Raw genomic sequence first — 26,228 nt, forward strand, 5'->3', positions numbered from 1 at the left:
TTCCCGCAGGGCGGGCTGGTGTGGGCACGCTGCCCGCCAGACCGGACACCCCGCCGCGCGCAGCCCACGGAGCGGGCATCGCGGACCGGGTGCCGGTGAGAGCGCCGGCCGTTCCTGCAGTGATCTGCACATCAGCCACGGTGAGGTGATCAGCCTGTGGATAGTGCACGCCGTTCGGCGAGGTCACTGCTCGACCCCGTGCCCGGCGGGTTCCGTTTCCTCACGCTGGCCCGGTACGTCAGGTTTTGCGTGCTCTGCTTCCTCGTTGGCGATGGCTCGCAAGTGCCTGCGGATCGCATCCGCACCCACGCTGAGGTCCGGTTCGAGGAGCGCGGCCAGCTGGTGCTGAGACAGCTCTCGCTGGTCTGGACTCAGCTTCTGGAGCAGGGAGCGGATCTGGGCCCGGGTGCCACCGCCGTTCGCCGGATCGATGCCCTGGTCCTTGCGGGGGGCGTCGATGCGGGCGTCCACCCCACGCGGCTTGGCTGACTTCGCCGAAACGCCGGCGGCCTGCTGCTCAACCACGGCCAGTCGCTCCTGCAGACGCACCACCTCATTGCGTGCTTCCTGGGCCTGGTCGGCCATCTCCCGCGCGGTGCGCTTGAGGTCTTCCTGCTCGTCCAGCGTGCGCTTGAGCCGCTCCTGCAGAGTCCCCTGCTGGCCTTCCAGTTCGCGAGCCCTGTCCTGCGCCTCCCGTACGTTTTCGTTCGCCCTGGCCAGCTCCTGGCGGGCGGTTTCGAGTTCGTCGGAGGTCTTCTTGTAGAGCTGTTCCGAGCTGGCGTCGTTGGACTCCAGACGCTCTCGCTCCTCGCGCAACAGGCTCAGCTTGTTCTGCTCCTCTTCCTGCTGCTTCGTGGCCGTCTCCACGGCCTCATCGGCCTGCTTCTTCGCCGTCTCGATCTCGCCCTTCAGGGCGTTGAGCTGCTTGGTGGCCTCCTCGATCTCCTTCTCGGTCTTCCGCCGGACCTTGTCGACCTCTGCAGCGCGGGCGTTGATCTCCTTGGCTCGGTTACTTGCCTCGACGAAGTCGGCGTTCGCCGCGATGTTCAGCTCTTCCATGACCTGCTTGGCCTTGCTGTCCGGCCCGTAGGTCAGGAGCGCCACGTCGTCCGTACGCGTCAGCCAGGCCATACGGCGCAGCAACTCCAGCGTCGCCGCCGGTTCGTGCAGGTCACCGCGCATCAGCATCTTCTGGGCGCGCTTGCGCGGGCCGCGGGTGCGCTTGGCAAGGGTGTCCAGCTCAGCCTGCAACTCGCCGAGCCGACGAGTCTTCTCACGACTGGACACTTCGCTCTTGAGAGCTTCGACCTGCCGCTGCAGGCCCTGCTGGCGCTCCAGGCTCAGCCGCAATTCGTAGGCGCGCTTGGCGGCTTTGCGACCGAGCGCCTTCTGCGCCATCTCACTGTTCTTCTCGCCCGGGTCGATGCCGGCCGCGCCGTAAATGGCCGCCCACACCTTGTGCCAGATCTTGATGACCAGACGGATCGGTCCGCCGCTGCCCTTGTCCTCCTCAACCTTCTCGCTGCCCGCCATGCGCTTGCGCAGCTCCAGCTCGATGACCCAGGCCGCAGCCGCAGGCATCACAGCCATGAACGGCGCGCTCACCGCGTTCGGGGCGTGCACGAAGTTCGCCGTGGCGCTCAGCGAGACCAGGCCCCAGGCCGTGCCGTGCATGAGCTTGTACTGCGGCGTCTTGCCCTTGCGCGGGTCGGCCGTCTGATACAGCAGCCGGAACAGCTGGAGTTCGAGCACGTCGAACATCGCGCAAAAGCCGATGGCGACGAGGAAGGGAAGCTCTGCGGTTCCCCTCGCGAATCCCCACAGGCCGTACAGGCTCACCAGGACGCCGCCCAGGGCGACGCGGCCGGCGGGCCCCATGCCTCCGAGCATCTGCGCAGCCTCAGCGCCCTCCGTCTCGCGGATGCGCTGCTGCTCCTCTGCCGCCCGCCTCCGGTCCGCGACGATCTTGCGGACCGTCAGGTACTGCACGAGCAGAAGGGCCAGCACCAGGACGACGGCGGTGACGATGAGCACCCACGACGGAGTCTCCGTCAGGACGCGTCGGGCGGTCCCGAACCAGTCGAGCTGACTGAACTCTCCTGCTGACCAGTAGGGGCCAGGGTCCGTAGTCTCACCGGGACGCATGATCATCCCTCGTCCTCTCTGAAGCCCGCGGGCCTCTTCTGTAGTTCCTTGATGTAGCCCAGCAGGTTGGTGCGCAGCTCCTCTTCGGTGTCCCCGACGAGGTGTTCGCGATGGGCCAGGATGGTGTCCACGGCGACGCGGATGACAGTGTTCGCGGTGATCCGTTCGCCCTTGTGCGTCCGTGCCGCCTGCAGCTCCCGCGCCACGACGTCCAGCTCGATCTGCTGGTCGCCTCTCAATTGCACGTATTTCGGGGAGAGCTGCTCGCGCGCCGCCTTCGCTGCCTCGCTGAGGTTCTTCGACGAGCGCCTCGCGGCCGGGTCCTGGGCCATGTTGTCGCCCCCTCGGGGTCTTGGAGTCAATGACCCCAAGAGACTATGACCTTGGATCTTCGGTGGGCCATGGCTGGCCCGGTCTTGGGCTATCCCCTGCACGGTCCCTCCTTTCGTGATGTTCCACGAAAAGAATCATACCTCAAGAGTCTTGAAGTTCAAGACTCTGGCGGTTAGTGTTCTCTGTGTAAGGCGAGAGGGCCAGGCACACAGCCCGGCCCTCTCAACCGGGGCTTGCCGGCCCCGGCTTTCCCCGGACAGGCGTGCGACCGCCTTCCGGTTTCGAGACACCCCTGAACTGGAGGGACATCCATGAGCAAGTTTGTCATCCGCAGCAGCATCTCCCCCTACCAGGTCGCCATGAGCGCCCCGGCTGTGCTCAGCACGACGCGGTACGTCCTCGCCGCCGGCATCTGGGGACCGGTCGTCAAGCGGCCGACGTGCTTGGACTGCCGCGACTTCGAGGCCGTCGTCACCCGCAACGGCGTGGTCACCTGCCCCAACACCGTGCACAGCGAGGCCAAGCCCCCGCTGCCGCTGCGCCCGCAGCCGCACGAGCGTGACGGCCGCCAGCCCGCCCCCGAGCCCGCCCGCCCTCACGCGCACAACGCCGCGCTGCTCGCCGGCTGACCGCCGTGGACTCCGCCGAGGCCCTGCGTCGCGCCGAGGAGATCGCCGCCGCCGATGCCTTGCGCCGCGCCCAGGAGGCCGCCGAGGCCGCCGAGCGCGCACGAGCTCTGCGCGAGGCCGCTGCCAGCGCGAACGGCTGACCCGTCACCTTCCGCTCGCCCCGGGCGGACACCGTCCGCCCGGGGCGAGCAGCACCCCTGCTCTTCTCCTGATCCGGAGGCTGCTGTGCGCACCCCTTCCAAGGTCACCACCATCCTGGCGACCTTCCTGTTCGTATCCCCTGCCACCGCCCGCGAGTTCGCCGACCCGGACACGGTCCTCGACCTCATCCACGAGCGTGCTGACCTGCTCGGTCCGGACGGTGCGAAGACTGCTCAAGCCCAGGTCGCCTACGAGTACGGCCGCCACCCCGACACGGCGTCTGCCCGGATGACCGCCTGCCTGGACGCCGTGGAAGCGGCCCACGTCACCACCCAGCTCCCGGCTCCCCGTACGGCGGTGTCCCGATGAGCCTCACCCGCGAACGCATCGTCGCCTGGCTGGCGACCCTGGCCGCCGTCCTGGTCGCGACCCTTGCCCTGCTCACTGGGGTGGGGCTGGGCAACCTCATCGGCGTCACCATCCTGACCTACATCACCGCCGTGGCCCTCGCCGCCTGGAAGGTCCCCCTCCTGCAGCCGCGCAAGGTCATCTCGGCGACCGGCCGCGGCGCGGTCGTCACCGCCGTGGTCATCGTCCTGCTGCTCATCAGTATCGGGCGCTCCGTCGCGGGGGTGATGAGCTGATGCGCGCTCTGACCATCCGCCAGCCCTACGCCGCCGCCATCGCCCACGCCGACAAGCGCATCGAAAACCGGGTTTGGCGGACCGCATACCGCGGCCCTCTGCTCATCCACGCCAGCCTGACGCCGGACCGCCGACCCGGACGCGGCGTGAGCGCCGTGGTGCGCGGACTGCAGCTGGACCTCGGGGCCGTGGTCGCCGTTGCCCGCCTCGCGAACTGCCACCCGGACGACGGGGCGTGCAGCCCTTGGTCCCTCCCCGGCCACTACCACCACGTGCTGGAAGACGTCACCGCGCTGCCTCTCCCGGTGCCCTGGAAGGGCGCTCAGGGGCTCTGGACCCCTCCCGACGCGCTGCTCGCGAGGGTCTGCCTGCAACTGGACGAGGCCAGGGTCTCTCGCCTGCTGGAGCAGGCGGAGCCGTGCTGACCCACGGACAAGAGCTCAGGGCCCAGCGGCTGGGCCGCTGGTGCCGTGAGGGCGAGCCCTGCCACGCGCGGGTGCTCGCCGAGCTGGCCTCCAGCGACAAGCAGCCGGCCCCAGCCACTGCCTGCGCCCCTGACCACGAGATGGAGATGTGACCCAGTGAACGACCCGCTCCCCTTCGACCCGACGCACTACCTACTCAGCCGCGAGCGCCGGATCACCGCCTCCACCATCGCCAACGTCGAACCGCTGCCGCCGGTCCGCAATCTCGCCCAGGTGCTGTGGGAGCACTTCGGGAGGATCGCGCCGGTCCTGATGACCACCGCGGCGACCGCGCTGGCGTGGGCGTGGCATGAGCAACTGCCCCAGGGGTCCGCCCAGCCGCTGTGGATCGGCGGTCTGCTGGCTGGCCTCGCCGCCACGGCCGGGACCATCTCGGCCGCCAAACAGAACGGCGACAAGCAGACCACCGCCTTCGCCTACGCCGCCGGCGGAACCCTTGCCCTACTCGGCATCGCAGCCTGGACCCCCCTCTGGCCGGCGCGAGCCCTGATGTGGCTGCTGAGCACCACCGCCGTCTACTCAGTTTGTGCCCCGCTGTGGCGCTCCGACCGACGCCTGGAACGCGAGCAGCGCCACGAGCAGGTCATGAAGGAGACGGAGAGCCGCACCAAACAGGCCCTCGCGGTCATCGACGGGTACAACCGGTCGGTCGAGGCGCAGTGGGCCTACCGCACGGAGGCCAAGCGGGTCGAGGCGATCAGCAAGACCGTCGAGGGACTGGTCGCTGCCAGCGCAGCCCGCGACGCCCACGCCGTGGCGCCGGGCGAGGAGCTGAACGTCGCCGCCCTGCTCAAGGCCGCGGGCCACGAGGCCCCGCACGAGCTGACCGCCGCCGAATGCGAGGAGCGCCAGGCGTGATTCACGAGCCCGATGCCCTCGCTCACGGCCAAGAGGTCGCCGCGCTGCTGCCGGTCCTCGCGCAGCTCGACCAGACCGCCACCGAGCTGGAGACCGGCCAGCACATCAGCGCCGCCCGGATCACCGCCTACGAGACGCAGGCCACCCACGCCCGGCACCTGCTCGACGCCCTCGGGACCAGCGCCACGGAAGTTGCCCAGGCCGAGAAGGCCCACCGCGGCGACGGCGACAAGGGCTTCGCCATCCGGGGCCTAGACCACGCCACCCACACCCGCCGGTTCGAGTCGACCGAGCCCGCAGTCAGCCAGCCGGACAAGGACCGCGACCGCGACGACGACCACGACATCGACCTGTAGCCGACCGAAGACCGCCAAGGCCCCGGCCAGCGGTGCCGGGACCCAGCCATTGCGAGGAGAGGAAGACATGCCGGACATCGAACCCACCCCCGCCGCCGAGTTCATCTACGACGACGACAGCTTCGCCGCGGACGCCGGCGAACTGGATCTGACGACGTGGGACGACGTCGACATCCAGGACACCCAGCGGGTCGGCACCACCCAGTACACCCGGGGCGTGCTCAAAGGCACCACGCAGGAACGCATCTGGGCCGAGTACGACTGGGGTCAGGGCCTGCGCAACACCGAGGAGGTCACCAACTCCCAGGAGATGAGCGGGAGCCGCGTCGAGAACGTCTGGAACGCGATCACCGGACCGCAGGCACCCACCGATACCGAGCAGCAGATCGACCACCAGAACACGGTCGTACTCAGTCAGCGGGCCGAGGAACTCAAGACGCTGACCGAGTACGAGCACGAGCTGGGCACGCCTGTCGGAACGCCGAGCGACCACGCGCGGCCGGAACCGCGGGTGCCGGAGCCCCAGGGCATCGAGCACGCCTACGATGACGACTTCGAGATGGACATGTGACAGCACCGCAGCAAGGAGCCCCGGCGGAAAGGCTCGCCGGGGCTTTTTGCGTGTGAGTACGGTGCTGTCTATGCAGATCAACGGGGTGGAACAGCAGCAACGAGGGCATGTGCTCCTGATCGCGGGAGACGTCGCTGTACGCCGCCGGACCGTGCAGGTCGAACCGTCAGCGAACCTGGCCGCGCTGTCCATCGTTCCCGTCCCCGTATTGCTGAACAGCACCGTCCCGAGCGACACCACGTACCTCGACGGCGCGCGGGACCAAAACGCCCTGCTGATGCGACTTCGGGCCGCCGCCGCGGCTCCAGGACCGCTGCTCATCTACCTCTCCGGGCGTCTCACCGTGGACCGCCGCGGCCGACAGCTCTACCTCGCGCTGGTCGGCACCACGTCCGCCACCGCCCGCTACACGGCACTGCCGTGGGAGTGGTTGGGCAACGAGCTGCGCAATCGCCCCGCTGGTCTGACCACCGTGATGTTTGACCTCGCCGCAGACAAGGCCACCTGGCCCCTGCTGCAGGAGTACGGCACGCTCCCGGCAGCGACCTCCGCCGAGGTGTACGGGGTGATTGTCCCGCCAGCCTTCAGCGGTGAAGGGACAAGCACATACACCCGGGAATGGATCAAGCAGCTGCGCTCAACTTCCGCCCGGCCCAGCAACGCCCGGCTGCACGCGCTCACCGTCTCCGCCGCCGCGCTGCCGCCAGGAACGCTGGTCATACCGGCCACCCGCGAAGTCAATGCCCCACCAGCCGAGCCTGACTACCAGCCGCCGATGACGAACGTGCAGCGGCTTCTCGCCGGCGACCTCTCCTTCCTGCCAGGCCGCCGCCGCATCGAGGAGCCCCCCGAGCTGGCACCGGGCCTTGAGCACCTGTCGCCCCCGCCCATCCAGCTCGACGAACCGACCCCTGAACCCCCGTACCCACATGCTCCAACCCCGCACCCGGCGACCAAACCGGAAGACGAGCACCCAGCACCACAGCCCCAGTCGCCACTTTCCCCGATCGCCCAGCACACGACTCCACCACCGGCCCAGGGCGCCTCGGTACATCCCGGCGACCAACCGACCCAGCAGCTGGTCCGGGGACCACGCCCGAATGCGGAGCCCGGACCACAGCAGCCGTACGCCTCCGTCCCAGCTCAGCCTCAGCCCGTGCAGCGGCCAGTCCCGGATCCGCTCCCACAGCAGCCCGCCCCGTACGAAACCCGGGAGCCGGACCCCCGGCCGCTGATCTGGCAAGCGGCCCAGGCTGGCCGACACGACCAGGCCGCGGAGATGGCCGCAGCATGGGAGCAGCAGTCACTGCGCCGGTATGGATACGAATCCCCCCAGGCCACTCAATGGGCGGAAATCCGGGCCGACCTCGCCAGGATCGCCAGCCGCTGGACACTCGCCACACAGCTGTGGGTGTCCGCGACACGCACTCGCCTCGCGCATCAGGCACCTGATGCCCCCGAGGTACTCAACGCCGCACGAGGGGCGCACTACTGCTGGAACCAGATCTCGGACGCCAAGGACGCGATAGAGACCGGGCCCGAGTTGATGAACCTCCTCCGACAGCTGCCTGCCCTGGACCCCCGGCACGTCTCGACAGCTCAAGCCCGGCTCCAACAGCTGCACAACCGCCCCATCAACCGGTGACCACCGCGCTCGGACCGAACCGCCACTGAAGGGGGCGCCATGGAGAAGGGCACCGAGCTGTGGTCCGGGGCATCGGAGGAGATGGCCGTTCCCCGTGCCGCTGGCGACCGCCAGCCGAATCGCCGGAAGAGGATTACCGGAGGGTAATAACAAGCCGTGCGGCCCTCGCGCTCCGCCTGGAAGCAACAGGCCAGAGCAGCCACCAGGGACGGAAGAGAACTCAGAGGGCGACCGGCGGCATCTCGGCGAGGACCGCCCTCCGCAGCTGCTCCAGCTTCGGCGGCAGCACCCCGGCGAACCCGTACCGGGCACGGCCCCGGCGGTAGCTGGTGATCAGCCCGTTCTCCTCCAACGGCATGCCGGGCGGACGGTTCAGCGTGGAGCCTTCCTCGCCCGGATGACCGTCGTGGTTGTGCCACAGGGAGACCCACAGTCGGCTGGTTCCGTGAGCTCGTTGGACCAGCTCTGCGCGCACCGGCAGCCAGCGGTCCAGCGCAGCCCGGCTCAGCGGCGACAGCTCGAACCAGTCGCCCTCACCGGCCTGGTCGCCACCCCCGCGCTGTGGGCGCCGCTCGACGTACACCGCGGTGTTCCCCGGGGCGAGGTCGTCCAGGCGCTGCGCGACGAGCTCGCCGGCGCGGGGGGCAGCGTCGAGGACCAGGGCGAGCACGGCGACCAACCGGATGCGTCCCGGCGTCATGGAGCCCGCGAGGTTCTGGTCGAGTTCGCGACGCAGGGTCGCAAGGTCCCCGAACTGCGGGGTGGGCTGCAACGGCAGCGCGCCGCCGCCGAGCTGGAGTACGGACAGGCCGAGCGCGTCGCGCAGCACGTCCAGGCACTGCCGGCGGATCTCGTTGGTCGAGACCGAGGTGCGCGGACGTTCCCCCTTCACCAGGCGGGTCCGCAGCGTTCCCGACTCCGCGAGCCGTACGTACGGGCCAAGGGCGTCTTCCTCAAGGAGCCGCCGCAGGCTTCGCCGGGCCTGGAACGGCAGGGCGCCACGGTCGAGGGCACGCTGCAGCTCGCCGCGGACCATGGCGAGTTGACGGCGGCGCGCCTCACCGACGACCAGGTCGTCGAGGAGCCTGTCCAGCGCGTTGATCGAGAGGTACTCCGGCACGCGCCCGATTGTCGCGTACGGCCTTCCCGCCTGCCCGGCACCAGATGGTTTTTGAACTTCTGAACCGTCCTACGCGGGCGGGCGCTGACCAGCGGAGGCCCTCCACCTTGCGGCCTGGGTCACGGATAGGAGTCCCGGGCCACGACGCGCCGCCTGTCCATACGCTGAGTCGCTCGGCAGGCCCGCTACGGTGTGAACAGGCAGGTGACAGTGCCCAGCCAGCACAGCGTGCAGTACCCGCCCGGGTGGCTTCCGGTGGCTCAGAGGGGCGACGCGTCCACCTGTAGGTAGAGAGAAGCCCCGCCCGGTCGGACTCGTCATCCGGCCGAGAGACGCCATACGTGCAGCGGGACTGCTTGTACTCCCCGGAGCGTGACGAACTTCGGGGATGAAGGGCACCCACGTCAACGTGGCTCGGCCGCCGGGCTGTCCGGTTTCTGTCGCACGTGACCGCGCCGTGCCTCACCCCGTTGGCTGAGCATGAGCGACGTGGACGAACGACTGCTGACGTTGGTGGACAACGCGATCTACAACGACGAGGAACGCCTGCCGCTGCTGACACTCGGCGAAGCGCGCGCCGCGGTCGAGCTGTTGCAACTACTGGCAGCGGCCCCGAGCGAAGGCGCTGTTGCTGCCCGCCATCTCGCAGGAAATCTGGCGCGCCGACTACCTGCCGACGGATGATCACAGAAGGTGCCGAGACGGCAGAGGCCAGAACCGCTGGAGGCGCGGCCCCTGCCGCCGGACGGGCTGAACCGGCGGCAGGGGCCCTCACGCCCTACTTCCGGCCGGGGAGGTTGATCTGGATGCCTCCACCCAGGGATCCGGCGCTGATGAGGGCGACGCCGACTGCCTCGTGGCCCGTCAGGCTAAGGACCACGCCGGTGGTGCAGAACGCTGCGGACAGTCCGGTCTTGGTCCAGCCGAGGGTGTCTCGGGCCTGGGGGCGCTCCGCGGGGGACTGGTCGGGCGTGTGGGGTTCCGGCTCCCTGCCGTGCGCCTGCGGGTCATCGGGCTGGTTGTTTGTGGTGGACATGGCAAACCTCTGTTTGTCGTGCGTGCGGAAGCACTCGGTGAATGGGTGGACGAACCTTCGACCGGCGGAGGGTTAGCCCCGCAAGTCCGGTTACTCGCCGCCCCAGTGGCGCCCCCGGGGCGAGCGAGCAGTGAGGAGACTGCACCGCTTCGGCGGCCGATTCGAGTTCTCGCGAATTTGCCACCCGAATCTGAAGGGTCGTCACTTTCAGCCGCCTCAAGTGCCCCCTGAACTGGGAACTTCGCCTTCCCCGCTTCTCGCGAACCGGTGATTGGGGCGGCGAAATCCGCTCACGACTGCGTTTCGCGAGCGCTTGAATCGGCCCGGCCGTCCTGGTAGGCGCCGCCGTTACACCGCCGCCGCCCTAGCCCCACAAGTCCCCTTCGCGCGCCCTACACGACGCGGGGGTTAGTTGCGCAACCCGGTGCCGACCAGCGCGTTCGGCCCCACGCCCGCATACGCCGAAGGGCCGGACGGATCGTCCGGCCCCTTGGGGTGCGCGTCGCCGTACGGCGACGGTCCCTCATAGCGCTTTCTGACTACCACGCTGATAGCTGTGACATGGACGTGCCTCTCGCCGACGCGAGCACGAGCGCCGCACTGCCGGTGGCGGCCATGATCGGAGTGGCAGGTGTTAGAAGAACTCCATGTCCCTCGCAAACAGGCGCAGGGCACCGCCGTGCGGACGTCCGGCTGCTTGTTACCTGTCCCGGTAGTGTCGGGTACTGGCCTGGCGCGCAGCACGTCGGCCACGGACACGGGCCGCGCGGGCTGCCCGCGCCAGGAGAAGCAGGTGCGGCAGGTCCTCTAGATCTTCTTCATCGACGCTCAACAGCACCGCGAGAGTGTCATCGCTCGGAATCACCCGATGGTTCAGGTAGCGCTGGATCTGATGACCGCTCACCGCCGTGTGCCACTCCTCATAGAAGTCGTCCCAAATCAGGACGCCCGGCAGGAGCCCCCGCGCTTCTAAGACCCTTCCCAGCTCGGCGGCGAAGCGCAGTTGTTCCGTCGGCGGCGGAATCGTCACGGGGGCGGCACGGTCGGCCGGCCACAGCCGCTCCCCCGCCAGATCGTCACGGCGGTCTATCCACTGGTTGGCTATCGCGACGGCCGGGGAATCGCTGGGCAGCTTCTGCACCCAGTTCCAGGGCCACGCTCCGGGGTCGGGCGTGAGTGGCGGTTCAACCGCCCACCACCGCAGCAAGGTCGACAAGGTTCTGGCTGACGGCAGCCGCAGTCCGGACAGCGCCGCGTAGAGGGCCGCTCGGGACACCTTCGGCTCGCGGGCCGAGATGTACGGGACGGTCGCCTTGCCAGCACTCAATTTGCGCAGGTCATGCGCGAATGCGGCGAGCTCGTCACGTCTCGGATCTACCGGGCGTTGGCGCGCTGGCATGGGACTGTCCTTCACCTCGTGAGGGCTGATTCCGCCTTGATGTCTCGCGACATCTTTCGACAGTAACCGCATGCTCAGTGGTGTGCGTAGGCTTCTGCGTGACGGCAAAACGGTGCCCGCTGACGGTAGTTCGCGAACGTCTGTCGGGGTGGGTGCCCCTGCGCCAACAGGTTGCCGTCACGCGTAGTCCTGACCGCCCGTATGACCGGAGGCCAAAAAAACGACCCCCTGCGCCAACAGGGGGCCGCTCATCGCGTAGTCCGACGGCCTTCAACCAGCACGAAGTGGAGAGAGCCATCAGTTCCATCCCAGAGCCTACGTTGCCCGCCGCACGTCCGTCGAGTCGGCAGCGGCCGCAAGGTCCTTCGTATGTGCAGCGTTTTCGTCATCTCCGTCCAGGGGCGCGCTTGCGGACGCTCGCTCGCACAGCCAGCCACGGCCTGGTCCGTGGCATCGCCGGTGCCATCGGCAGCGCCCTGGTGACTGGGGCCATCTGGTGGGCGCAGCAGCGCTGATGCCAGGCCCGCCTCGGGGCGGCAACAGGGCGCCACCGGCATGACGACGAACGGCCCCTCAATCGAGGGGCCGTTTCTGGGAACGGTGCAGGTCATGGCGCTGGCGTCTACTGCTGTTTGTCGTCCAGCGCAATCGCCCGCCGTGCCGCAGCGAGTTCGCGGTCCCGATCCTCGGGGCGGGGCCGATAGATCTCGTCCAGGCTATGGGCGGTCTCGTCGTAGACGACGGTGTTCTGCGCGTGCATCCACGCCACCACCCGCCGCAGGACGTCCTCGCGCGAGTAGTCGGTCGGGCGGGTCTTGCTGATCTGCTTGTTCAAGTGCCGCTCGTCACCGAGCTGGTACCGGATCTGGGCCAGATCCTTGCCGTCCAGCCGCTTGAGCACGGAGCGGACCGCAGGCGGCAGCCCTCGACGCCAGGGTTGGCCCGGCAGCGCCGCCTGCGCACCGGCCAGAGCCGTCCGTACGCGGGCCAGGGGCCGGGCCTCGAAGTGCTCCGCCTGCTCCCGGGCCTGCTCTGTCGCGTCGGTGAACGCTTCCGTGTCCTCGACAAGGAGGCGCCCGTCACCGACACGGCGGTCCAGTTCATCCAGCGTTGCGCTGCACGCGTTGCCCAGCTCTGCTGCAGCATGGGACAGACCCTCGACCGTCGCGGCGAGATCGGCGGGGGTATCGCCGCTGGCCTCCCAGTGCTGGCACATCAGCGCGTTCAGCCTGTCGCGGGCGTCCCAGGCCGGCGCGGCCGGAGTGCCCCGCACCGCCGGCCCCGCGGGGTTGCCCTGGTAGCCGTACACGGAGAAAGCCGCCTCGGGTACGGGCCCGACCAGGTTGGTGGTCACCGGCCGCTGCCGCTCGTCGTCCTGCTGCTCGGCGCCAGGCTGCGGCATCGTTCCACCTGGCTCCCGGCACCAGCCACCCGAACCCTGCCCCTGGGGGTATAGCTGCCCGAACGCCTTTGCCTCAGGGGTTCCTGAGTGCGCCATGAATTTCGGCTCGGCGCTGACCGCACCGGACGCGTGCGCCGTACGGCCCGCCCATTCCTGAAGGTCGAACAGGAGGTTCGACACCTGTCGTTCCGCCCGCCCCACGGGGTCGGTGGGCTCTTCCATAGCCTTTCGGGGCGGGGTGATGCGGTAGTCCTCCGTCAGGCGTTTGAAGGCGCCGAGGTGCAGCCAGGCGGCATGCAGTTGGCGGGCCATTTCCACGGCGACAGGCGCCGGCACTTCGGCCGCTGGTGTCTCGCGCAGCTTGGGCGCCTGCGCCTCCAGCTGTCGCTGAGCGTCCATGTACGCCCGGCTGGTGTGGTCCTTCGCGGCACGAGCCGCCTGCTTGCGAGCGCGGTCCTTTGGCACGGTGAGTCCCTTCTCGGCAGGGTCCACGCACCCCGCCGACAGGGAAGTGAAGGCAGCCACCGTAGGCCGCGAGAAGGCATGAGTGTTCGGCGGAGTCGCGCGGTTCGGCGAACCTTGGCCCCACATCAGCACCGTGGCGTGGCACGGTACTGGGACGGGCGCGGGCAGGCGCGTAGCCCCCGAGATCCGGGGACTCTGCCACTGCTCACACGGTAGCGCCTGCCACTGACAGTGCGGGTCAGGACCGCGGAGCGGGCAGTGCTGGCCCGTCCCCTGCGATGAGGCGAACGGGATCGGGCTTGGGCTGTCCGCACAGCAGACAGGGCTCGCCGCGCCCGCGCTGGGCGTCCAGGCTGCGGATCAACTCCTCCATGACTCCGCGCATTTGGCGCATCGCGGTCCGCATAGGGTCGTCCGGATCGTCTTCCGGGATCTCGCCGTCCGACACGGTGTAGACCCGTGCGCCGTGTGCCCAGATGTACTGCAGGAGCGCCTCCTGCCGCACGAGCGCCGGGCCCAGGTGGGCGAGGGAGGCGACGAGGACACCGTCCACGGCCTTGTCCTGTACGAGCTGCAGTCCCTCCTGCCAGGCTTCACCGCCCTGTGCCTCGTGCACCGAGCGGACCACGGTGAAGCCGTTGCGCCGAGCCCAGCGGTGCCCGTCCCGGTCCTGCTGCGCATGGTCGTAGCTGGGCGACACCGACTCTGACAGCAGCAGTACGAGCCGCCGTCCGCCCTTCCCGTCCCTCGCCTGGTGGCTGATCACTGCTCCTCCCCGTGTGCCAGGGCGCCGGCGACATCGGCGGCGAGGCCGTAGCCGGGGCTGTCGTCGAGGAGTTCCTTGCGTCGGTTGTAGCGCTGGGTGGTGCGGCTGTCCTTGTGGTCGGCCCAGCGCTGCACCTTGTCCGGGCGCGCGTCCGGCTTCGCCAGCGCGTGGGTGATGGCGTCACCCTTGGTGCCGTGCGGGCCGCGCAGTGGCAGGCCGGCGCGCTTGGCCAGGGACTGCAGCAGCCGCCACACGGCCGGCTCGTCGAGCTGGCCGCCGCTGGCCGTGCAGAACAGCCAGCCGGTGGTCCGGCCGTCGAGGTAGTCCTGCAGCGCATCCCACGCCACGGGTGGGATGGGCTTCTTCTTCCGGCCGCCGCCCTTCATCTTCTCCAGGTGCAGCACCCGGTGCCCCTTGTCGTACCCCAGGTCCTCGACCCGGGCGTTGAGCAGGGAGTCGATGCGCAGGCAGCAGGTGTACAGGATGAGCAGCAGCGCGTACGCGCGCTTGCGGTACGCAGCGACCCGGTGGTGGTCCCGGGCGGTGACCACCAGGGTGGTCCACTCTTCCTCGGTGTAGCCGGGGGTGGGCGAGTAGTCCGGGTCGAGCACCGGCCGCTGCACCGCGTCGAACGGGTTCTTCACTCCCGCGTCGCTGGCCTTGTCCAGGTAGCTGAAGAAGGAGGAGGCCGCCGACAGGGCATTCGCCCGGGAGGCGTCCGAGTACGGCTTCCCGGTCCGGACCATCTCGCCGCGCCGGCCGCCCTTGACCCGCACCCAGGTGGGGGCCTTCTCCAGGTACAGCCGGAAGGTGTCCGCCAGGAGGAACTTGACCTGCAGCGGGTGACTGCCGTGGTCCCGGGCGAACTCCTCGAACACCTTGAAGCCCCGGGCGTACGACTTCTGCGTGTTCGCCGAGCGCTGGTGGGCGATCCAGGAGGCCGCGAGCGTCGGGAGCGGGTCGTCCTCGCCGTAGAGGGCGAGCAGGAAGTCGTACAGCTTCCGCGCGTGCTCGGGCCATTGGTCACGAGGGTCGCGGTGCAGAGTGTCCAGGGTCGCCCGCGGAGAGCGGACCAGGGCGGTGGCTGTCACCGGGCCGCCCGGTACCGGCGCACCGTGGCGAGGTTCTCCTGGGCCTCCCGCAGCGCGAGGGAGTCGACGGCAGTGCTGCGCCCGCTCCAGGCGCGGCGTTCCAGATGCTCGGCCTGCTCGGCGGTCCACGCCTCCAGGGCCTCCAGCGTTTCGCCGGAGAGCGGGACGTCCGGCGCGGTCCGGTCGAAGAGCAGCTCGGGAAACAGCTGCGGGTCGAAGACCCTGCCGGTGGCTCCGGCGTAGGTCTCGACGGCGCGCTGGAAGTGGTCCAGGTCGCTCGATTCACCCGTTTCCGGGGCATTCTGAGGCGGCGTCAGCATACCCACAGGATAACCGTAATTATCCTGTGCGTTTGTTCCGGCCACCCGCGCGGGTGAATCCAGCCAGAGTGTCAAGGATGCCCTGACGCATCTATCTGTCAGGGATACCCTGACGACATGGATGAAGCGAACGAACGGACCGAGCGGGAGCGGCCACCGGCCCTCGCCCCGGCCGACGAAGCGATGCTCGCCCGCGCACAGACGCTCCTGGAGATCGTCGAGTCGGCGCTGCGCGACGTCGCCCAGCCCTACCCGAGCGACGACCACGGCGGCCTGCTGCGCGACGCCCTGTTCGTGCAGGGCCTCGCCCAGCAACTGGTCGACCAGGCCGTCATCGCCGAACGCGAGCGCGGCGCCAGCTGGACCGCCCTCGGCAACGCCGCTGACATCTCCCGGCAGTCCGCCCACGAGCGCTGGAACACCAAGGTGGGCGCATGGGCCCTTACGGGCCGCCAGCGCAACGGCATCGGCCGCGGTCCCGCGGACCCGGCCGAGCACGCCCGCTACCTCGATCGGTGGCTGGACGCCCTGGTCGGCAAGGGCCCGGACGGGGTCAGCCGTCTGCTGCCCTCTCTGCACGATCAGGCGGCCCGCGACGAGGCCAACGCCCGCCGCACCGAGGTGAAGCAGCTCCAGGGGCGGGCGGAAGAACTCCGCAAGGAGTGCGACGCCGCGTACACCATGGCGATGGAAGCCACCGACACCGACGCCGCCGAGGACAAGCGCGCCGTGTGGGCGGCACGGCACTTCGCCCACGCGGAGGTCTACGACCGGCTCGCCGCCATCGAGGAACCCCTCGCCGCCGAACACCGCCGCCGCGCCACCACCCAGCGCAGCCTCGCGCAGGGCATCCTCCGGGGCCGCGCCCCGGCTGACGGCGCTGGCATGACGATCGCCTCCGGGGACGCGCAGGCGGAAGGAGCCGACCAGTGAGCCGCAACCATGATCAATCTCAGCGCCAATGGCTGTACCGATGTTCCCCGAGGCCGAAGAACACGGGCGTCCCCGTCCCCGACATCGCGACGAAGCTGACCATCAAGACGGGCAAGAACGCGGGCAAGTCCCCCTCGGTCGCCTCGCTGTACCGGGCACTCGCTGAAGCCGACGAACAGATCATCGCTTAGCGCTAATGGCTGTTCCATTGTTCCCTGAGGCCGGAGATGCAGGAGCGCGACGATGCTGATGCCCAAATGCGCTGTTCGGCGTGCTGTAGGACCGGCCGTACGGAATGAGGTCGCGTTCGCCAGGTAGCGCCTCAGCCGATCAGCTGGTGCAGGCCGAGCGTGCTGGCGCCCGTGCACGCCAGACCGGCGAGCACGGCGCTGGCGACGTCGCCGGCGCTGAAGTAGGTGAGCCCACCGACGACAAGACCGAAGAAGGCGGCGGTCAGCAGCACAAGGACCGCGCGCTGGGTCAACAGCGGCTCGGTCCGGGGCGGAGGGGCCGTCATGCCGACTCCCTCTCCCGCCCAGTGCGCACCGTGTACGCGTACCGCGGCATCGCGAGCAACTGAGCGATGATCCAACCCCAGCAGGCCCGGCGCGTGGGCAAGTCGGCCAAGTAGCCGCGCTGTTCCTCCAGCCAGTCGGCCCGCTCGGATCCAGGTAGAAGCAGAGCCGTGAGGCGAAGCAGCCCCACACCAGTGGGGTGCTCGATCTTGCGGTCCGCCTCCATGCGTGCTCGTGCAAACGCTTCTACAAGTTCGCGGCTGAGAGGCACCGAGAAGCTGGCGTCGACTGCGCCGAGCTGAGTGAAGTACACAACGAAGCCGGCCCGGGACAGCTCGATGCTTGCGTGAACCTCACGCTCGATTCCCGACCGGTACTTCGCCTTCACCTCGTCCCACGCCAGGAGGTAGGCCGCCGATTCCAGGTCCCCAACGGGAACAACCGGCTCCAGAAGCTTCAGTTTCACAGCGTTCCTCCGGCGTAGCCCGGCCGCACCGCGCCAGCGCGGCTGGAGTCCGTGGCAGTGACCGCCGCGAGGGCGTATGGAGCGCACTCGGCACCCTTGTCGGTAAGACGGAAGAAGCGGCGCCGGGGCCGCCCCTCGGCTTCGGCCAGGGCATCTGCCTCCCAGCGGCGCTCCACCCAACCAGCCTGGCGGAGACGCTCCAGAAGAGGGAAGAGCGTTCCGTTCGGGAGCCCGGTGAGCGTTGACAACTCCAGCCCGTAAAGCCCCTCCGCCAGGACCGTCGTTCGGCGCTCGCCGTCAACCCCCCGACCCAGCAGGGCGCGCAGCACCGTCTGAGTGTGCGGCGTCATCTTTGGATCTGACATGCCATCAATCTACCTAGGTCGACACTTCATTGTCTACCTAGGTAGATTGATGGTCAGGTGGCCGGGGGGGAGCCCTTCGCTCCGGAACAGCGTTGTTGGACGGCGGAGTCCTCGTACCGATGCGCTGCCCTGACTTGAGGTCCCTTCGTGCAACAACCGATCGGTTGATGAACAACTCGGGTCAGCGTCAGGCGCCCCTAAATGGGCGCGGAACGAAATGATTCGGGTAGCTGTCCTGAGCTGGACAGGAGGTCGAGCACACGGTGCCCTCCCAGTGCCCATCGCAGTATGTCGTCACAGTCGACCAGCTGTACGTTCAGCTTGCTGGCCAGGTCCCTGGCTGGTTTGGTGAATCTCCCCGTCGTGACGACGAAGGCGAGATCGGCGCTGTGTACCTGTCGTGCGCCGCTGACCTGCTGGATCACCCCTGACCCGACCGGATTGCGCGGATCGCCCGTGTGTTTGCACTGAACGATGGCGCGGCGGCCGTCCCCTGCGGGGAGGCGCGCGACAACATCGGCGGCGACATCGCCCGCTCCGCCGTTCCAGCGTTCGATGACGAAGCCGTCGAAGTTCAGCAACTGGGCTATGCGCTGTTCGAATTCCCGATGGTGGAGTTTGTAAAGGGCTCCAAAGCGCTGCCCTACAGCAGCCAGATGCTCCGATTCGTCGTCTTCTCTGATCTTTTCTATTCGTCCCACCCAGGCGTTCGCTTCGTCGATGAGCGGCTCCAACTTCCCGGCCGACGGGGAGGTGGCGAGCGTGGACTCGACACGAGCGACCAGACGACGCATCGCCGGTGCCTCGGAAGCCAACTGCTCGAAGAAGCGGACCGAGGTCTCGTGCCAGTCGGTGAGGAAGAGACGACGAGAGGCGACGTCGAGCAACTGATCCAGGTTCTCAACGTTCCGCTTGAGTATGTCTAGGTTCTTGCGGTGTGCGTTCACTCCTGCCTGCTCGCCGAAAAGCTCACCGATGGAGGGGAGGTTGTCCGGATCGAAGTTCTCCGGGTCGAAGAACGAGCCCAGAACGTCGCTGAAGTCGAGGTGCGTTGGTGCCGAGGTATTACTACTGATCACCGACGCAGGCTACTGACCAGCACTGACATCGATGGCCGCCGCAGCGGGCGGGGAGGCCACCGAAGGCGAGGAGCACCGTATAGCGACCAAGTACTTCGCCACGCTCCAGTTCGAGGCGAACGGCCCGACCGTCGAGGGCGAGTGGACCGACGGCACTACTGCCTGGCGCACCTACCGGGATTGGGTAGGGCTCTACGGGAGCAATCCGAGCGTGGTGATCCGGCTCATCGAGGAGACTGACGGCCGCCGGCAGGTGCTCAAGACCTGGACAGAGCAGGGCGAGGCCGGGTAACCGACCGTCTGGTGGTGAATTCCTCACTCATCGCGCGGCAGCAGCTCCCAGCAGTCCAGCCATTCCGGAGGCGTCGGGGCGGCAGGCTTGTGCTGGGGCTGTTGGACGGCGCAGGAGCGATCACGGTGGGCGGACGCTACGTCTGTTGGTCGTAGTGTTCTATCTGGGGCGTGCCCCTATCGTGCCGGGGCGCCGGAGTACGACTCTTTCAGGTAGTCATGAACGGCACGCTCGGGCATCCGGAATGAGCGTCCGACCCGGATCGCCGGTAGTGCACCTGAGTGCACCAGTCGATAGACGGTCATCTTGGAGACACGCATCACAGTGGCGACCTCTGCCACGGTGAGGAAGACGACTTCTTCGTTGGTCGAGCCACTGGTGGGAGTCGTGGTTTCTTCTTCGGCCTGGGTCTCGGCGGCCAACTCCAACCGGGCACGAAGATAGTCATGGAACGATTGGCGATTCCCGCAGGTGATACCGAGGCGGGAGCGGTTCTGTGACTGCCCGAGCGTGCGGGTGACGGCCGCTGTGGCGGGGGTGGTCCGCTCCCGCAGTAGCCGCGCTCCGGGGGAGCCGAGCGACGACTGTTCCAGGAGAGCCTCGAACTCCGCGTCTCGCTGATCACTCACGCCGTCCCTCCACTTCTTCTCGCTTCGCCTTCGCCCGCCATCGGTGGAGCACAGCCTCAACGGCGCGGATACTCGACACATCCAGCATTTGCCGGATCTCCTCCTGGGTGTAGCCGTCGATGGTCAGGGCGACCACGGCCCGTGCGCGTGGATTCTCGATGCCTCCTATGTCCTCCAGCACTCGCAGATTGCCGAGCACCTCCTCGGCGACACTCTGCACAGATGGCACGGGCTCTCCCGTCGCCTCCTGCTCTGTCCCCCGTCGCCACCGTTCCTCTTCCTTACGGTGCCGGCGGAACTCGTTGGGGAACTCGTAAGCGCACGCACCCATGAAGTACGTGGTGATGCTGGCGCCCCCCTCAGGCTTCCAGCCCTCGCCTATGAGGGCACGCTCGCGGAAGCGGGGAAGCGCCCGAGCCACGGTCATCATGGCCAGCTCCTCACGCAGGTCACTGTCGCGTGCCAGCTGTTCCAGTTCCAGGTCATGGGGCTTGAGGTTGAAGCCGCGTGATGCGGCGAGCTTGAACACGAAGCCCGAGTGCATCCAGCCTCGCATCACGGAGATCCCGTATCGGGCGAGCTCGTCCTCGAACCGTTCGTAGCGCGGACCCGCGAACCCGTCCCCGGACAGTAAGCGCACCAACCGTTCGTCGGCCATGCGCTGGTCGATCGTGGCCTGCAGGTGTCGGCTCGAGCCGCTGGCGGGCGGCGCCTCCAGTGTGCTGAGTTCACTCGGCGACACCGGAGCAGCGAGTGATGGACAGTCTCCTGCAGGTTGTAGGTCCTGGGAGCGCACGGCCGCGGACTTCCCGCCCACGGGCTCGTCGTCGCCCCCCATCCCTCTCCCCCTTCGGTTCGGTTGTGATCTGTCGGCTTTCTAAGTGCCGCCCAGCCGAACACCCCACGCATTCTCCACAAGTTTTTTGGAGACGATGCACACAGGAAAGGTGCGTGGGGAACGGCGGCCGCGGCGACATAGGAGCGGGCGTCACAACCCCCAACCGCCCTGGAGATCGCGTTGAGTTCGATGCCCACGACCACCTCGCCGAGCCACCCCGAGCCGCCCCCCTTCCTGACGATGCACACCGCCATCATCCTCCTGGCGGCCATACTCATTGGGCTGATCGCAGGAACCCTCACGTTCCTCAGCGGCACCCTCGTTCCGGCCGCTGTCCTGGCCGGCCTCACCGCTGCAGGTCTCAGCATTCCCGTGCTCCGTAGCCTCATCGGCTGATCGGCCGGACACCTTCGCATGCCGACCGCAGCGAGTCGGCCCTGTTCTCGTATAGCTACGGCCAGGTGGTGTGTAGCACTGCGTGATGCTTAGGTCTGTGGTCGGAGTGAGGGCCGGCGGTACAGCGGATGCCCGTAGCCGCGGTCCGCTTCGAGGTCGGTGGACTTCCGTCGCCTGATGACTCGTCAGGGTGGCGCCGCAGTAAATGCCCAATCTACTGCGGCAATACCGGAAGGGCTGCAACACCCGACGACCCCGAGGTCGGCGTCGGCCACGCTGCGATGCGTCCTGAAATCTCCTGATCAGGACTGGACTTGGGCGGAGGAGCGGGCAGCGGAACATATGGCCGTCATGCTGGAGACTACGGTCAGCAGATTGCTCGTCACAGGAGGCCCGGTGCTGCTCACACGACCACGAGGTATAGGCGGTCGGCTGGCCGCATCACTGGCGGCTGCCGTTGTACTGATGCTCGGCACAACCGCAGCCGCATCCCCGGTAGAGGCTGCTGATAGCCCCGAGCGCACAGTGGCCGCCCCGATGGCGCCGCCGTGCCCCGGAGGCCCAGCGGGGGATTACTGCAGGTCCGGGGATCAGAAGGACAAGCCTGCGACGGGCGAAGGCAAGGACAAAGACAAGAAGGACGACCCCTGCCAGCTGCTCTCCGGCACGCCGGCCGCAGAGTACTGCAAGTCGGACAAGGGGGACGGGGCGGCGCCCAAGAAGCCGGGAGGGTTGATGGACAACAACCCCCTCGATCCACTGCAGAGCGTGGCAGACGGGTGCACGAAGGCGGCCTCCTGGATCGTCACCAAGCTGTCCTACGCTGTTTCGGCCACATCAACCGTCGACTTCACCAACGCCGCCTTTCTGCGCCAGTACGCGATCGTCTTCGCGGCGAGCACCGTCTTGACGCTGATTCTCTGGCTGGTCGGCATCATGAAAAGGGCTATCCGCGGAGCCAAGCTCACCACCGCGGTTGGGGAAGCCGTCGGCCTTCTCTGGCTGGTCGTGCTGGCATCGGCCTTCACCCCCCTGATGCTCTACACAGTCGTCGGAGCCGTGGACGCGGTGACGTCCGTCATCGCCGACAAGGGTGCATCCGACAACTTCTTCGGCGGTTTCGCCAAGGCCCTGCAGTCGGACTCGGGCATTGGTGGCGGACCGATCATGCAGATCGTGGTCGCCATCGTGTCCATCGCCGCCGCCGGCATCCTGTGGCTGGAGATGGCCATCCGCGCCGCCGTGCTGTACGTCGGCGCGGTCCTGGGCACCGCGGTCTACAGCGGTTTCGTGGACAAGGACCTGTGGCCGAGGATCAAGAGGTGGGCCGGGCTCATGGGGGCCGTCATCATGGTCAAGCCAGTCGTGGCCATCGTATTGCTGTTGGCCAGCGCCCTGAGCGGCACGAAGCAGGACGAGAACGCATCCCTCTCTGCCGTCATCTCGGGCCTGGCGATCATCATTCTCGCGATTCTCGCCAGCGCTGTGATCTACCGGTTCATCCCGGGACTGGGGGACGATATCCAGGCTTCACGCCGCGCCATCATCACGCAGGCATCACCGCGCAACCGCGTGCCACAGCACACCTCTCCCGCCCGGACGGTACAGCAGGGCATCAGCACACACAGCGAGCGTGGCATCGGGCAGCAAACTTCGTCCTCCCGGCCCTCAGCCGCCACAACCGGCCAGGCATCGGGAGGCATCGCCGCGCACTCCAGCCGGGCCAGCCGGTCGTCGGGGACCCAGGGAAGGCAGCAGCCCGAGTCCCGCCAGCAGCCAGGAAATGACCGGCCGGAGCGGTGAGCTGCACCGTTACTGCCGCTGACCAGGGCGCACGAAGGGGGGTAATGTCATGCAGTTCTCGATCAAGGGATGCCTTCTGTTCCTTCTGGCGATCGTGGCTCTGGGCGTGCTGATTGGGACGCTCGCCGGCCCACCACCGCCGCGCTGACCTGAGATGACGCGCAGTAAGGCCCGGTCCTGTTCGCACCGGGCCTTACCGCTGCTGACGGACAAACGGACAATCACCTAGCAGTTGAAGATCAATCAGGCTGAGGGGGACCGCACCGGATGAGCGCCGACGACCAGTACGAGGTGAAGAGCCCGCCGCCTGCGAGGGCCCGATGGCGGCCTACCCGGAGTCTCGTAGCCAGCGTGGGAGTGTGCGCCGCCCTGATCGCGGCGATAGCCCTGGTGAACCGGGACGACACTGAAGGCGGTACCCAGGCCGGCCAGACGACGGCCCGCTACTCCCACAACGAAGCCGGGGCGCAGAGCGCCGCCAAACACGCCGCACAGCTCATCGGCTCGGAAAGGATGTTCAGCGATAAGGAGCGCCAGCAGGTGCTCGAATCCGTCATGGACCCGACCGTGGTGGATCGGCTTCAGCGCGACGACGACCGCGCGTATAGGGCCCTGGGAGACCGCCTCGGGCTCGGGCGCGACGGCACACCGCCTAGCGGACAGACATTCGTGTCGACGACAACGCCGCTCAAAATCACCACCAAGTCGTACACCGACACCAGAGCGTCGGTAGCAGTGTGGTGCTCCGGGGTCTTGGGACTCACTGGCAAGGGAGCCACAGTCTCCCCGCGGACCAGCTGGTTCACGATGCGACTGGATCTGACTTGGGGGCTCGACGGCTGGCGCGTCCACAAAATCGACCAGACGCAGGGCCCTAATCCGTGAGCGACCCGAGCTGGCCCCGTTCTCGGCGAACGGACGGGTAGCGCTGCCTGACGACCCGGATCGTGCCGGAGATCCACGCCGCTCACCGCGCAGCCTCGATCTCGTCGGCGGTCGCCGGGCGGAGGGCTCCCGGTTCGGCTTGCCACGCCGACGCATTCCCCCGCAGCGGAACCACCAGGGCACATGCGGCCCCCAGGTATTCGTGCGGGTATTCGTCTGGGCCGGCAACGCGGCCGACCTCATCGGCGACGGTGTCATAGATGATCGTGTCCGGCGGATAGGCGCTGTCTGTCCGCTGTTCCTGGGAGGTTTTGGCAATCACGGGATCCTCCAAGAGCCGCGCCGGGCCTCCACCCTGATCTTGGTGGGGTCGTCGGGTGTCCACTGCTGGGTGCCGAACGGCGACCGCAGGATGAGCTTCCCGCGCGAGATGTCCGTTACGACGCCCTTCTCGTTGCGGGCGAGGTCGTGAACCAGATCGCCGACGTCAGGGCGCTCACTCATCGGGTGCCCTCCGGCTTCTTCAGGTGTGCGAGGGCGGCCCGCCAGGACGCGCCCAGGCCGCCGACCGGCCGCAGGATGGCATGCGTCGGGTGCCCCACGGCATCGATGCTGATCGACCCGCGGTCATCCCTGAAGAGCTGGATGACGCCGGCCCAGCCGGTGTTGGTGTCCAGGGCGAGGGCGCCGGGGCCGAGCCAGCGGGGGACTTGGGTGGGGATGGTTCTTTGGCATGTGGTCATGGCGCCGCCTCAGCCGTAGCGGTCAGGTGGAAGGTGGCGTGCCCGCCCGCGACGGGGGACGCGTGCGGGCACGCCGAGACCGGCTGACGCGTCGTCGCACTGTGATCACCGGGCGACGATGCGTCAGCGGCGGGATCGGGACGCGTGTCCGCGTTGCGCCGTCCCTCGCTGGTGCCGGTGTCGCGGGCCAGCGTTCCAAGCCTGCGGGTCGCGGTCACGGGCAGCGGTGCCCTACTTTTTTGGGCACCGCTGCCCATGCCTGCCTCCTCCTTCAATGCCTACCGTGAGGAGCGAGGAACCGATCGGGAGGCGCTGGTGGCCCCATATCCGTATCCGTCGAAGGCCGACCGCGACGCACTCCGAGGCGAGTTATCAGCAGTTGGCGCCACGCCGCGGGACGTCGCCTGGGAGATGCGCACCCGATTCGGCATCCGCCCCCGGGAGGCATGGCGGCACGCCCTGGGCTTGACGCTTCAGCAGGCCGCAGACGCCGTCAATGCCTTGGGAGCGCAGCGTCCCGGAGAGGCCGTCTCCGCCGATGCGTCGCTGATGGGCAAGTGGGAGCGCTGGCCGAGCGGCTCCTCACGCCGACCGACACCGCCGACGCTGCTGCTCATCGCGGCCGTCTACGGCTGCGAGGTCGAGGAACTCCTCGACCTGCAGGACCGTAAGGCGATGCCCCCGCACGAGGCGAGGCTGCTCCAGCGCCCGGCCGGCCCCACACCGGCGCTCTCGGTCCCGGTCGTCGAGGACCTCGTGCGGGAAGTCGCCGAGGAGTCCGCGGTCTGGGCCCAGCAACTGGAGACGTCCAACGTCGGCGACCTCACCCTGGAACAGCTCCAGGCCAGTACCCGCGCCCTGGCCAGGGACTACCTCTCCCCCGCCGCCCCCGTGACCACCCTCAGCCGCGCCCGCCAGCTGCGCGACCGCGTCTTCCAGCTGCTGGAAGGCCGCCAGCACCCACGCCAGACGATCGAGCTGTACGCGGTCGCCGGATACGTGTGCACCCTGCTCGCGTGGATAAGCTCCGATCTCGGCCAACTGCACGACGCTGACACTCACGCCCGCACTGCCTGGGTGTGCGCGACGATGGCCGACAACACCGAACTGCGAGCATGGGTGCTGTCCACCCGCTCGAAAATCGCCTACTGGGACGGCCGGCCCCAGATGGCCATCCAGTACGCACGCCACGGGCTGGCTCACAAACCCGACGGCACCGCGGCGATCCTGCTGGCCTGCCAGGAAGCCGATGCCTGGGCAGAACTCGGCGCCGACGCCGAGGCACAGGCCGCCATGGCACACGCCAACGTCGCCCGCGACTCCCTTACCGGCCGCGACGACGTCGGCGGACTGCTCTCCTGCCCAGACGTCAGGCGCGCCAACTACGCCGCCGGTGTCCACCTGCGGACCGGACAGCCGCGCACCGCACTCCACGAGGCCCAGGCCGCGCTCGCCCAACCGCCGCACGCCTACGGCACCACCGCCCAACTGCACGTCAGCACTGCCTCCGCCTACCTTGCGCTCGGCGAGCCGGATGCCGCCATCGAGGCCCTGCAACCGGTCCTGGACCTGCCATGGGAGCACCGGATGGCCCCCGTCACCAGCCGACTGCGTGACCTCGCCGCAACAACGTCCCGCGCCCCCCTCGCCGACAGCAGATCCGCCCGTGAATTGCGCGGCCGGATCACCGCGTTCTGCAGCTCGGCGCCCCCGCCTGCCCTCTCGCCAGCCGACCCCCGCCCCTGATTGGCTACCAGCATGACGACGACAGACTTCCGCATGGCCAATCACTGGTGGTGGCGACCCGGTTGGAACGTCGGCTGCCGCTTCTACACCTGGCACATCACCTTCGCCGATCAGCCGGATGTCCACCGCTGC

At 68.4% G+C, this 26,228-nt stretch carries 37 protein-coding genes; 18 read left to right on the plus strand and 19 right to left on the minus strand.

Annotated features, from left to right (window positions below):
* Positions 1-183: 183 nt before the first annotated feature.
* A complete protein-coding gene (locus SNA_RS24565) occupies positions 184-2,034 on the minus strand; it encodes a coiled-coil domain-containing protein (protein ID WP_030064122.1) in 1,851 nt (616 codons plus the stop codon).
* Between the two features lie 113 nt (positions 2,035-2,147).
* Positions 2,148-2,477, minus strand: a complete 330-nt coding sequence (locus tag SNA_RS24570; protein WP_044366839.1) for a hypothetical protein — start codon at positions 2,475-2,477, stop codon at positions 2,148-2,150.
* Positions 2,478-2,789: 312 nt separating this feature from the next.
* Between SNA_RS24570 and SNA_RS24575 the strand changes: the two genes are divergently transcribed.
* The 10 genes from SNA_RS24575 to SNA_RS24610 all read left to right on the plus strand — a co-directional run bounded on the left by SNA_RS24575 (position 2,790) and on the right by SNA_RS24610 (position 7,807).
* The gene (locus SNA_RS24575; protein WP_052808981.1) at positions 2,790-3,107 is read left to right on the plus strand and encodes a hypothetical protein; all 318 of its coding nucleotides are present in this window, start codon (positions 2,790-2,792) and stop codon (positions 3,105-3,107) included.
* Between the two features lie 5 nt (positions 3,108-3,112).
* Positions 3,113-3,247: a hypothetical protein gene (locus tag SNA_RS44810; RefSeq protein ID WP_275042032.1), complete on the plus strand. Its 135-nt coding sequence runs from the start codon at positions 3,113-3,115 to the stop codon at positions 3,245-3,247.
* Positions 3,248-3,332: 85 nt separating this feature from the next.
* The gene (locus tag SNA_RS24580; RefSeq protein WP_030064120.1) at positions 3,333-3,617 is read left to right on the plus strand and encodes a hypothetical protein; all 285 of its coding nucleotides are present in this window, start codon (positions 3,333-3,335) and stop codon (positions 3,615-3,617) included.
* Positions 3,614-3,892: a hypothetical protein gene (locus SNA_RS24585; protein WP_030064119.1), complete on the plus strand. Its 279-nt coding sequence runs from the start codon at positions 3,614-3,616 to the stop codon at positions 3,890-3,892. The genes SNA_RS24580 and SNA_RS24585 overlap by 4 nt, the downstream gene beginning before the upstream one ends.
* Positions 3,892-4,317, plus strand: a complete 426-nt coding sequence (locus SNA_RS24590; protein ID WP_030064118.1) for an ASCH domain-containing protein — start codon at positions 3,892-3,894, stop codon at positions 4,315-4,317. Before SNA_RS24585 ends, SNA_RS24590 begins: the two co-directional genes overlap by 1 nt.
* A complete protein-coding gene (locus tag SNA_RS42745; protein WP_157880080.1) occupies positions 4,311-4,469 on the plus strand; it encodes a hypothetical protein in 159 nt (52 codons plus the stop codon). The genes SNA_RS24590 and SNA_RS42745 overlap by 7 nt, the downstream gene beginning before the upstream one ends.
* Positions 4,470-4,473: 4 nt before the next feature.
* Positions 4,474-5,235: a hypothetical protein gene (locus tag SNA_RS24595; RefSeq protein ID WP_044366840.1), complete on the plus strand. Its 762-nt coding sequence runs from the start codon at positions 4,474-4,476 to the stop codon at positions 5,233-5,235.
* On the plus strand, positions 5,232-5,591 hold the full coding sequence (locus SNA_RS24600) for a hypothetical protein (RefSeq protein WP_241779820.1): 360 nt from the start codon (positions 5,232-5,234) through the stop codon (positions 5,589-5,591). The genes SNA_RS24595 and SNA_RS24600 overlap by 4 nt, the downstream gene beginning before the upstream one ends.
* Positions 5,592-5,658: 67 nt before the next feature.
* A complete protein-coding gene (locus SNA_RS24605; protein WP_030064114.1) occupies positions 5,659-6,162 on the plus strand; it encodes a hypothetical protein in 504 nt (167 codons plus the stop codon).
* A 70-nt stretch (positions 6,163-6,232) separates the two neighbouring features.
* Entirely contained in the window at positions 6,233-7,807 is a 1,575-nt protein-coding gene (locus SNA_RS24610) for a hypothetical protein (protein WP_063894104.1), read from the plus strand.
* 220 nt (positions 7,808-8,027) lie between these two features.
* Here the strand turns inward: SNA_RS24610 and SNA_RS24615 are convergent, their stop codons facing one another.
* The gene (locus SNA_RS24615; protein WP_030064112.1) at positions 8,028-8,927 is read right to left on the minus strand and encodes a hypothetical protein; all 900 of its coding nucleotides are present in this window, start codon (positions 8,925-8,927) and stop codon (positions 8,028-8,030) included.
* A 489-nt stretch (positions 8,928-9,416) separates the two neighbouring features.
* Here SNA_RS24615 and SNA_RS24620 point away from each other — a divergent pair, with 489 nt between their 5' ends.
* Entirely contained in the window at positions 9,417-9,611 is a 195-nt protein-coding gene (locus tag SNA_RS24620; protein ID WP_030064111.1) for a hypothetical protein, read from the plus strand.
* A gap of 94 nt (positions 9,612-9,705) precedes the next feature.
* On the opposite strand, the gene SNA_RS24625 is transcribed toward SNA_RS24620, so the two are convergent.
* The 7 genes from SNA_RS24625 to SNA_RS24650 form a co-directional block, all read right to left on the minus strand.
* Complete coding sequence (locus SNA_RS24625; protein ID WP_030064110.1) at positions 9,706-9,963, minus strand: hypothetical protein; 258 nt, start codon at positions 9,961-9,963, stop codon at positions 9,706-9,708.
* A gap of 408 nt (positions 9,964-10,371) precedes the next feature.
* Positions 10,372-10,509, minus strand: a complete 138-nt coding sequence (locus tag SNA_RS42750; protein ID WP_157880081.1) for a hypothetical protein — start codon at positions 10,507-10,509, stop codon at positions 10,372-10,374.
* A 154-nt stretch (positions 10,510-10,663) separates the two neighbouring features.
* The gene (locus SNA_RS42755; protein ID WP_157880082.1) at positions 10,664-11,362 is read right to left on the minus strand and encodes a hypothetical protein; all 699 of its coding nucleotides are present in this window, start codon (positions 11,360-11,362) and stop codon (positions 10,664-10,666) included.
* A gap of 622 nt (positions 11,363-11,984) precedes the next feature.
* On the minus strand, positions 11,985-13,229 hold the full coding sequence (locus SNA_RS24635; RefSeq protein ID WP_157880083.1) for a hypothetical protein: 1,245 nt from the start codon (positions 13,227-13,229) through the stop codon (positions 11,985-11,987).
* 238 nt (positions 13,230-13,467) lie between these two features.
* Positions 13,468-13,995, minus strand: coding sequence for a recombinase family protein (locus SNA_RS24640; RefSeq protein ID WP_051877155.1), 528 nt, complete (start codon positions 13,993-13,995; stop codon positions 13,468-13,470).
* Complete coding sequence (locus SNA_RS24645; RefSeq protein ID WP_044366843.1) at positions 13,992-15,086, minus strand: tyrosine-type recombinase/integrase; 1,095 nt, start codon at positions 15,084-15,086, stop codon at positions 13,992-13,994. Before SNA_RS24645 ends, SNA_RS24640 begins: the two co-directional genes overlap by 4 nt.
* Entirely contained in the window at positions 15,083-15,406 is a 324-nt protein-coding gene (locus tag SNA_RS24650) for a hypothetical protein (RefSeq protein ID WP_030064104.1), read from the minus strand. Before SNA_RS24650 ends, SNA_RS24645 begins: the two co-directional genes overlap by 4 nt.
* Before the next feature lie 117 nt (positions 15,407-15,523).
* Here SNA_RS24650 and SNA_RS38580 point away from each other — a divergent pair, with 117 nt between their 5' ends.
* Both SNA_RS38580 and SNA_RS43395 read left to right on the plus strand, forming a co-directional pair.
* The gene (locus SNA_RS38580) at positions 15,524-16,339 is read left to right on the plus strand and encodes a hypothetical protein (protein ID WP_051877154.1); all 816 of its coding nucleotides are present in this window, start codon (positions 15,524-15,526) and stop codon (positions 16,337-16,339) included.
* Positions 16,336-16,530, plus strand: a complete 195-nt coding sequence (locus SNA_RS43395; protein ID WP_030064102.1) for a hypothetical protein — start codon at positions 16,336-16,338, stop codon at positions 16,528-16,530. Before SNA_RS38580 ends, SNA_RS43395 begins: the two co-directional genes overlap by 4 nt.
* A 131-nt stretch (positions 16,531-16,661) precedes the next feature.
* Here SNA_RS43395 and SNA_RS24665 read toward each other — a convergent pair whose 3' ends face one another.
* The 4 genes from SNA_RS24665 to SNA_RS40420 form a co-directional block, all read right to left on the minus strand.
* Positions 16,662-16,856 carry a hypothetical protein gene (locus SNA_RS24665; protein ID WP_030064101.1) on the minus strand — a complete coding sequence of 65 codons (195 nt, stop codon included), beginning with the start codon at positions 16,854-16,856 and terminating at the stop codon, positions 16,662-16,664.
* On the minus strand, positions 16,853-17,320 hold the full coding sequence (locus SNA_RS24670; protein WP_030064100.1) for a hypothetical protein: 468 nt from the start codon (positions 17,318-17,320) through the stop codon (positions 16,853-16,855). The genes SNA_RS24665 and SNA_RS24670 overlap by 4 nt, the downstream gene beginning before the upstream one ends.
* On the minus strand, positions 17,317-17,685 hold the full coding sequence (locus SNA_RS24675) for a PadR family transcriptional regulator (protein ID WP_241779821.1): 369 nt from the start codon (positions 17,683-17,685) through the stop codon (positions 17,317-17,319). The genes SNA_RS24670 and SNA_RS24675 overlap by 4 nt, the downstream gene beginning before the upstream one ends.
* 197 nt (positions 17,686-17,882) lie before the next feature.
* On the minus strand, positions 17,883-18,764 hold the full coding sequence (locus tag SNA_RS40420; protein ID WP_051877153.1) for a restriction endonuclease: 882 nt from the start codon (positions 18,762-18,764) through the stop codon (positions 17,883-17,885).
* 31 nt (positions 18,765-18,795) lie between these two features.
* On the opposite strand from SNA_RS40420, the gene SNA_RS24685 reads away from it, so the two are divergent.
* A complete protein-coding gene (locus tag SNA_RS24685; protein WP_044366844.1) occupies positions 18,796-19,056 on the plus strand; it encodes a hypothetical protein in 261 nt (86 codons plus the stop codon).
* A 176-nt stretch (positions 19,057-19,232) separates the two neighbouring features.
* On the opposite strand, the gene SNA_RS24690 is transcribed toward SNA_RS24685, so the two are convergent.
* Positions 19,233-19,397, minus strand: a complete 165-nt coding sequence (locus SNA_RS24690) for an excisionase family DNA-binding protein (RefSeq protein ID WP_157880085.1) — start codon at positions 19,395-19,397, stop codon at positions 19,233-19,235.
* A gap of 280 nt (positions 19,398-19,677) precedes the next feature.
* Entirely contained in the window at positions 19,678-20,343 is a 666-nt protein-coding gene (locus tag SNA_RS24695) for an RNA polymerase sigma factor (protein ID WP_241779822.1), read from the minus strand.
* 369 nt (positions 20,344-20,712) lie between these two features.
* Here SNA_RS24695 and SNA_RS24700 point away from each other — a divergent pair, with 369 nt between their 5' ends.
* From SNA_RS24700 to SNA_RS24710, 3 genes are all read left to right on the plus strand, one after another.
* Positions 20,713-20,919 (plus strand): hypothetical protein, encoded by a 207-nt coding sequence (locus SNA_RS24700; RefSeq protein WP_030064094.1) that lies wholly within the window; start codon positions 20,713-20,715, stop codon positions 20,917-20,919.
* Between the two features lie 465 nt (positions 20,920-21,384).
* Positions 21,385-22,722: a hypothetical protein gene (locus SNA_RS24705; RefSeq protein ID WP_157880084.1), complete on the plus strand. Its 1,338-nt coding sequence runs from the start codon at positions 21,385-21,387 to the stop codon at positions 22,720-22,722.
* Between the two features lie 267 nt (positions 22,723-22,989).
* Positions 22,990-23,607: a hypothetical protein gene (locus SNA_RS24710; protein ID WP_051877149.1), complete on the plus strand. Its 618-nt coding sequence runs from the start codon at positions 22,990-22,992 to the stop codon at positions 23,605-23,607.
* 82 nt (positions 23,608-23,689) lie between these two features.
* Here SNA_RS24710 and SNA_RS24715 read toward each other — a convergent pair whose 3' ends face one another.
* Genes SNA_RS24715 through SNA_RS24725 form a run of 3 tightly spaced genes read right to left on the minus strand, consistent with a single transcriptional unit; the run spans position 23,690 to position 24,350 of the window.
* The gene (locus SNA_RS24715; protein WP_030064092.1) at positions 23,690-23,929 is read right to left on the minus strand and encodes a hypothetical protein; all 240 of its coding nucleotides are present in this window, start codon (positions 23,927-23,929) and stop codon (positions 23,690-23,692) included.
* Positions 23,926-24,111 carry a hypothetical protein gene (locus SNA_RS24720; RefSeq protein WP_030064091.1) on the minus strand — a complete coding sequence of 62 codons (186 nt, stop codon included), beginning with the start codon at positions 24,109-24,111 and terminating at the stop codon, positions 23,926-23,928. The genes SNA_RS24715 and SNA_RS24720 overlap by 4 nt, the downstream gene beginning before the upstream one ends.
* Positions 24,108-24,350 carry a hypothetical protein gene (locus SNA_RS24725; protein ID WP_030064090.1) on the minus strand — a complete coding sequence of 81 codons (243 nt, stop codon included), beginning with the start codon at positions 24,348-24,350 and terminating at the stop codon, positions 24,108-24,110. Before SNA_RS24725 ends, SNA_RS24720 begins: the two co-directional genes overlap by 4 nt.
* 315 nt (positions 24,351-24,665) lie before the next feature.
* Here SNA_RS24725 and SNA_RS24730 point away from each other — a divergent pair, with 315 nt between their 5' ends.
* Positions 24,666-26,096, plus strand: coding sequence for a helix-turn-helix domain-containing protein (locus SNA_RS24730; RefSeq protein WP_241779823.1), 1,431 nt, complete (start codon positions 24,666-24,668; stop codon positions 26,094-26,096).
* The last annotated feature ends 132 nt before the right edge of the window (positions 26,097-26,228 follow it).

Source organism: Streptomyces natalensis ATCC 27448, assembly GCF_000935125.1.
GTDB lineage: Bacteria > Actinomycetota > Actinomycetes > Streptomycetales > Streptomycetaceae > Streptomyces > Streptomyces natalensis.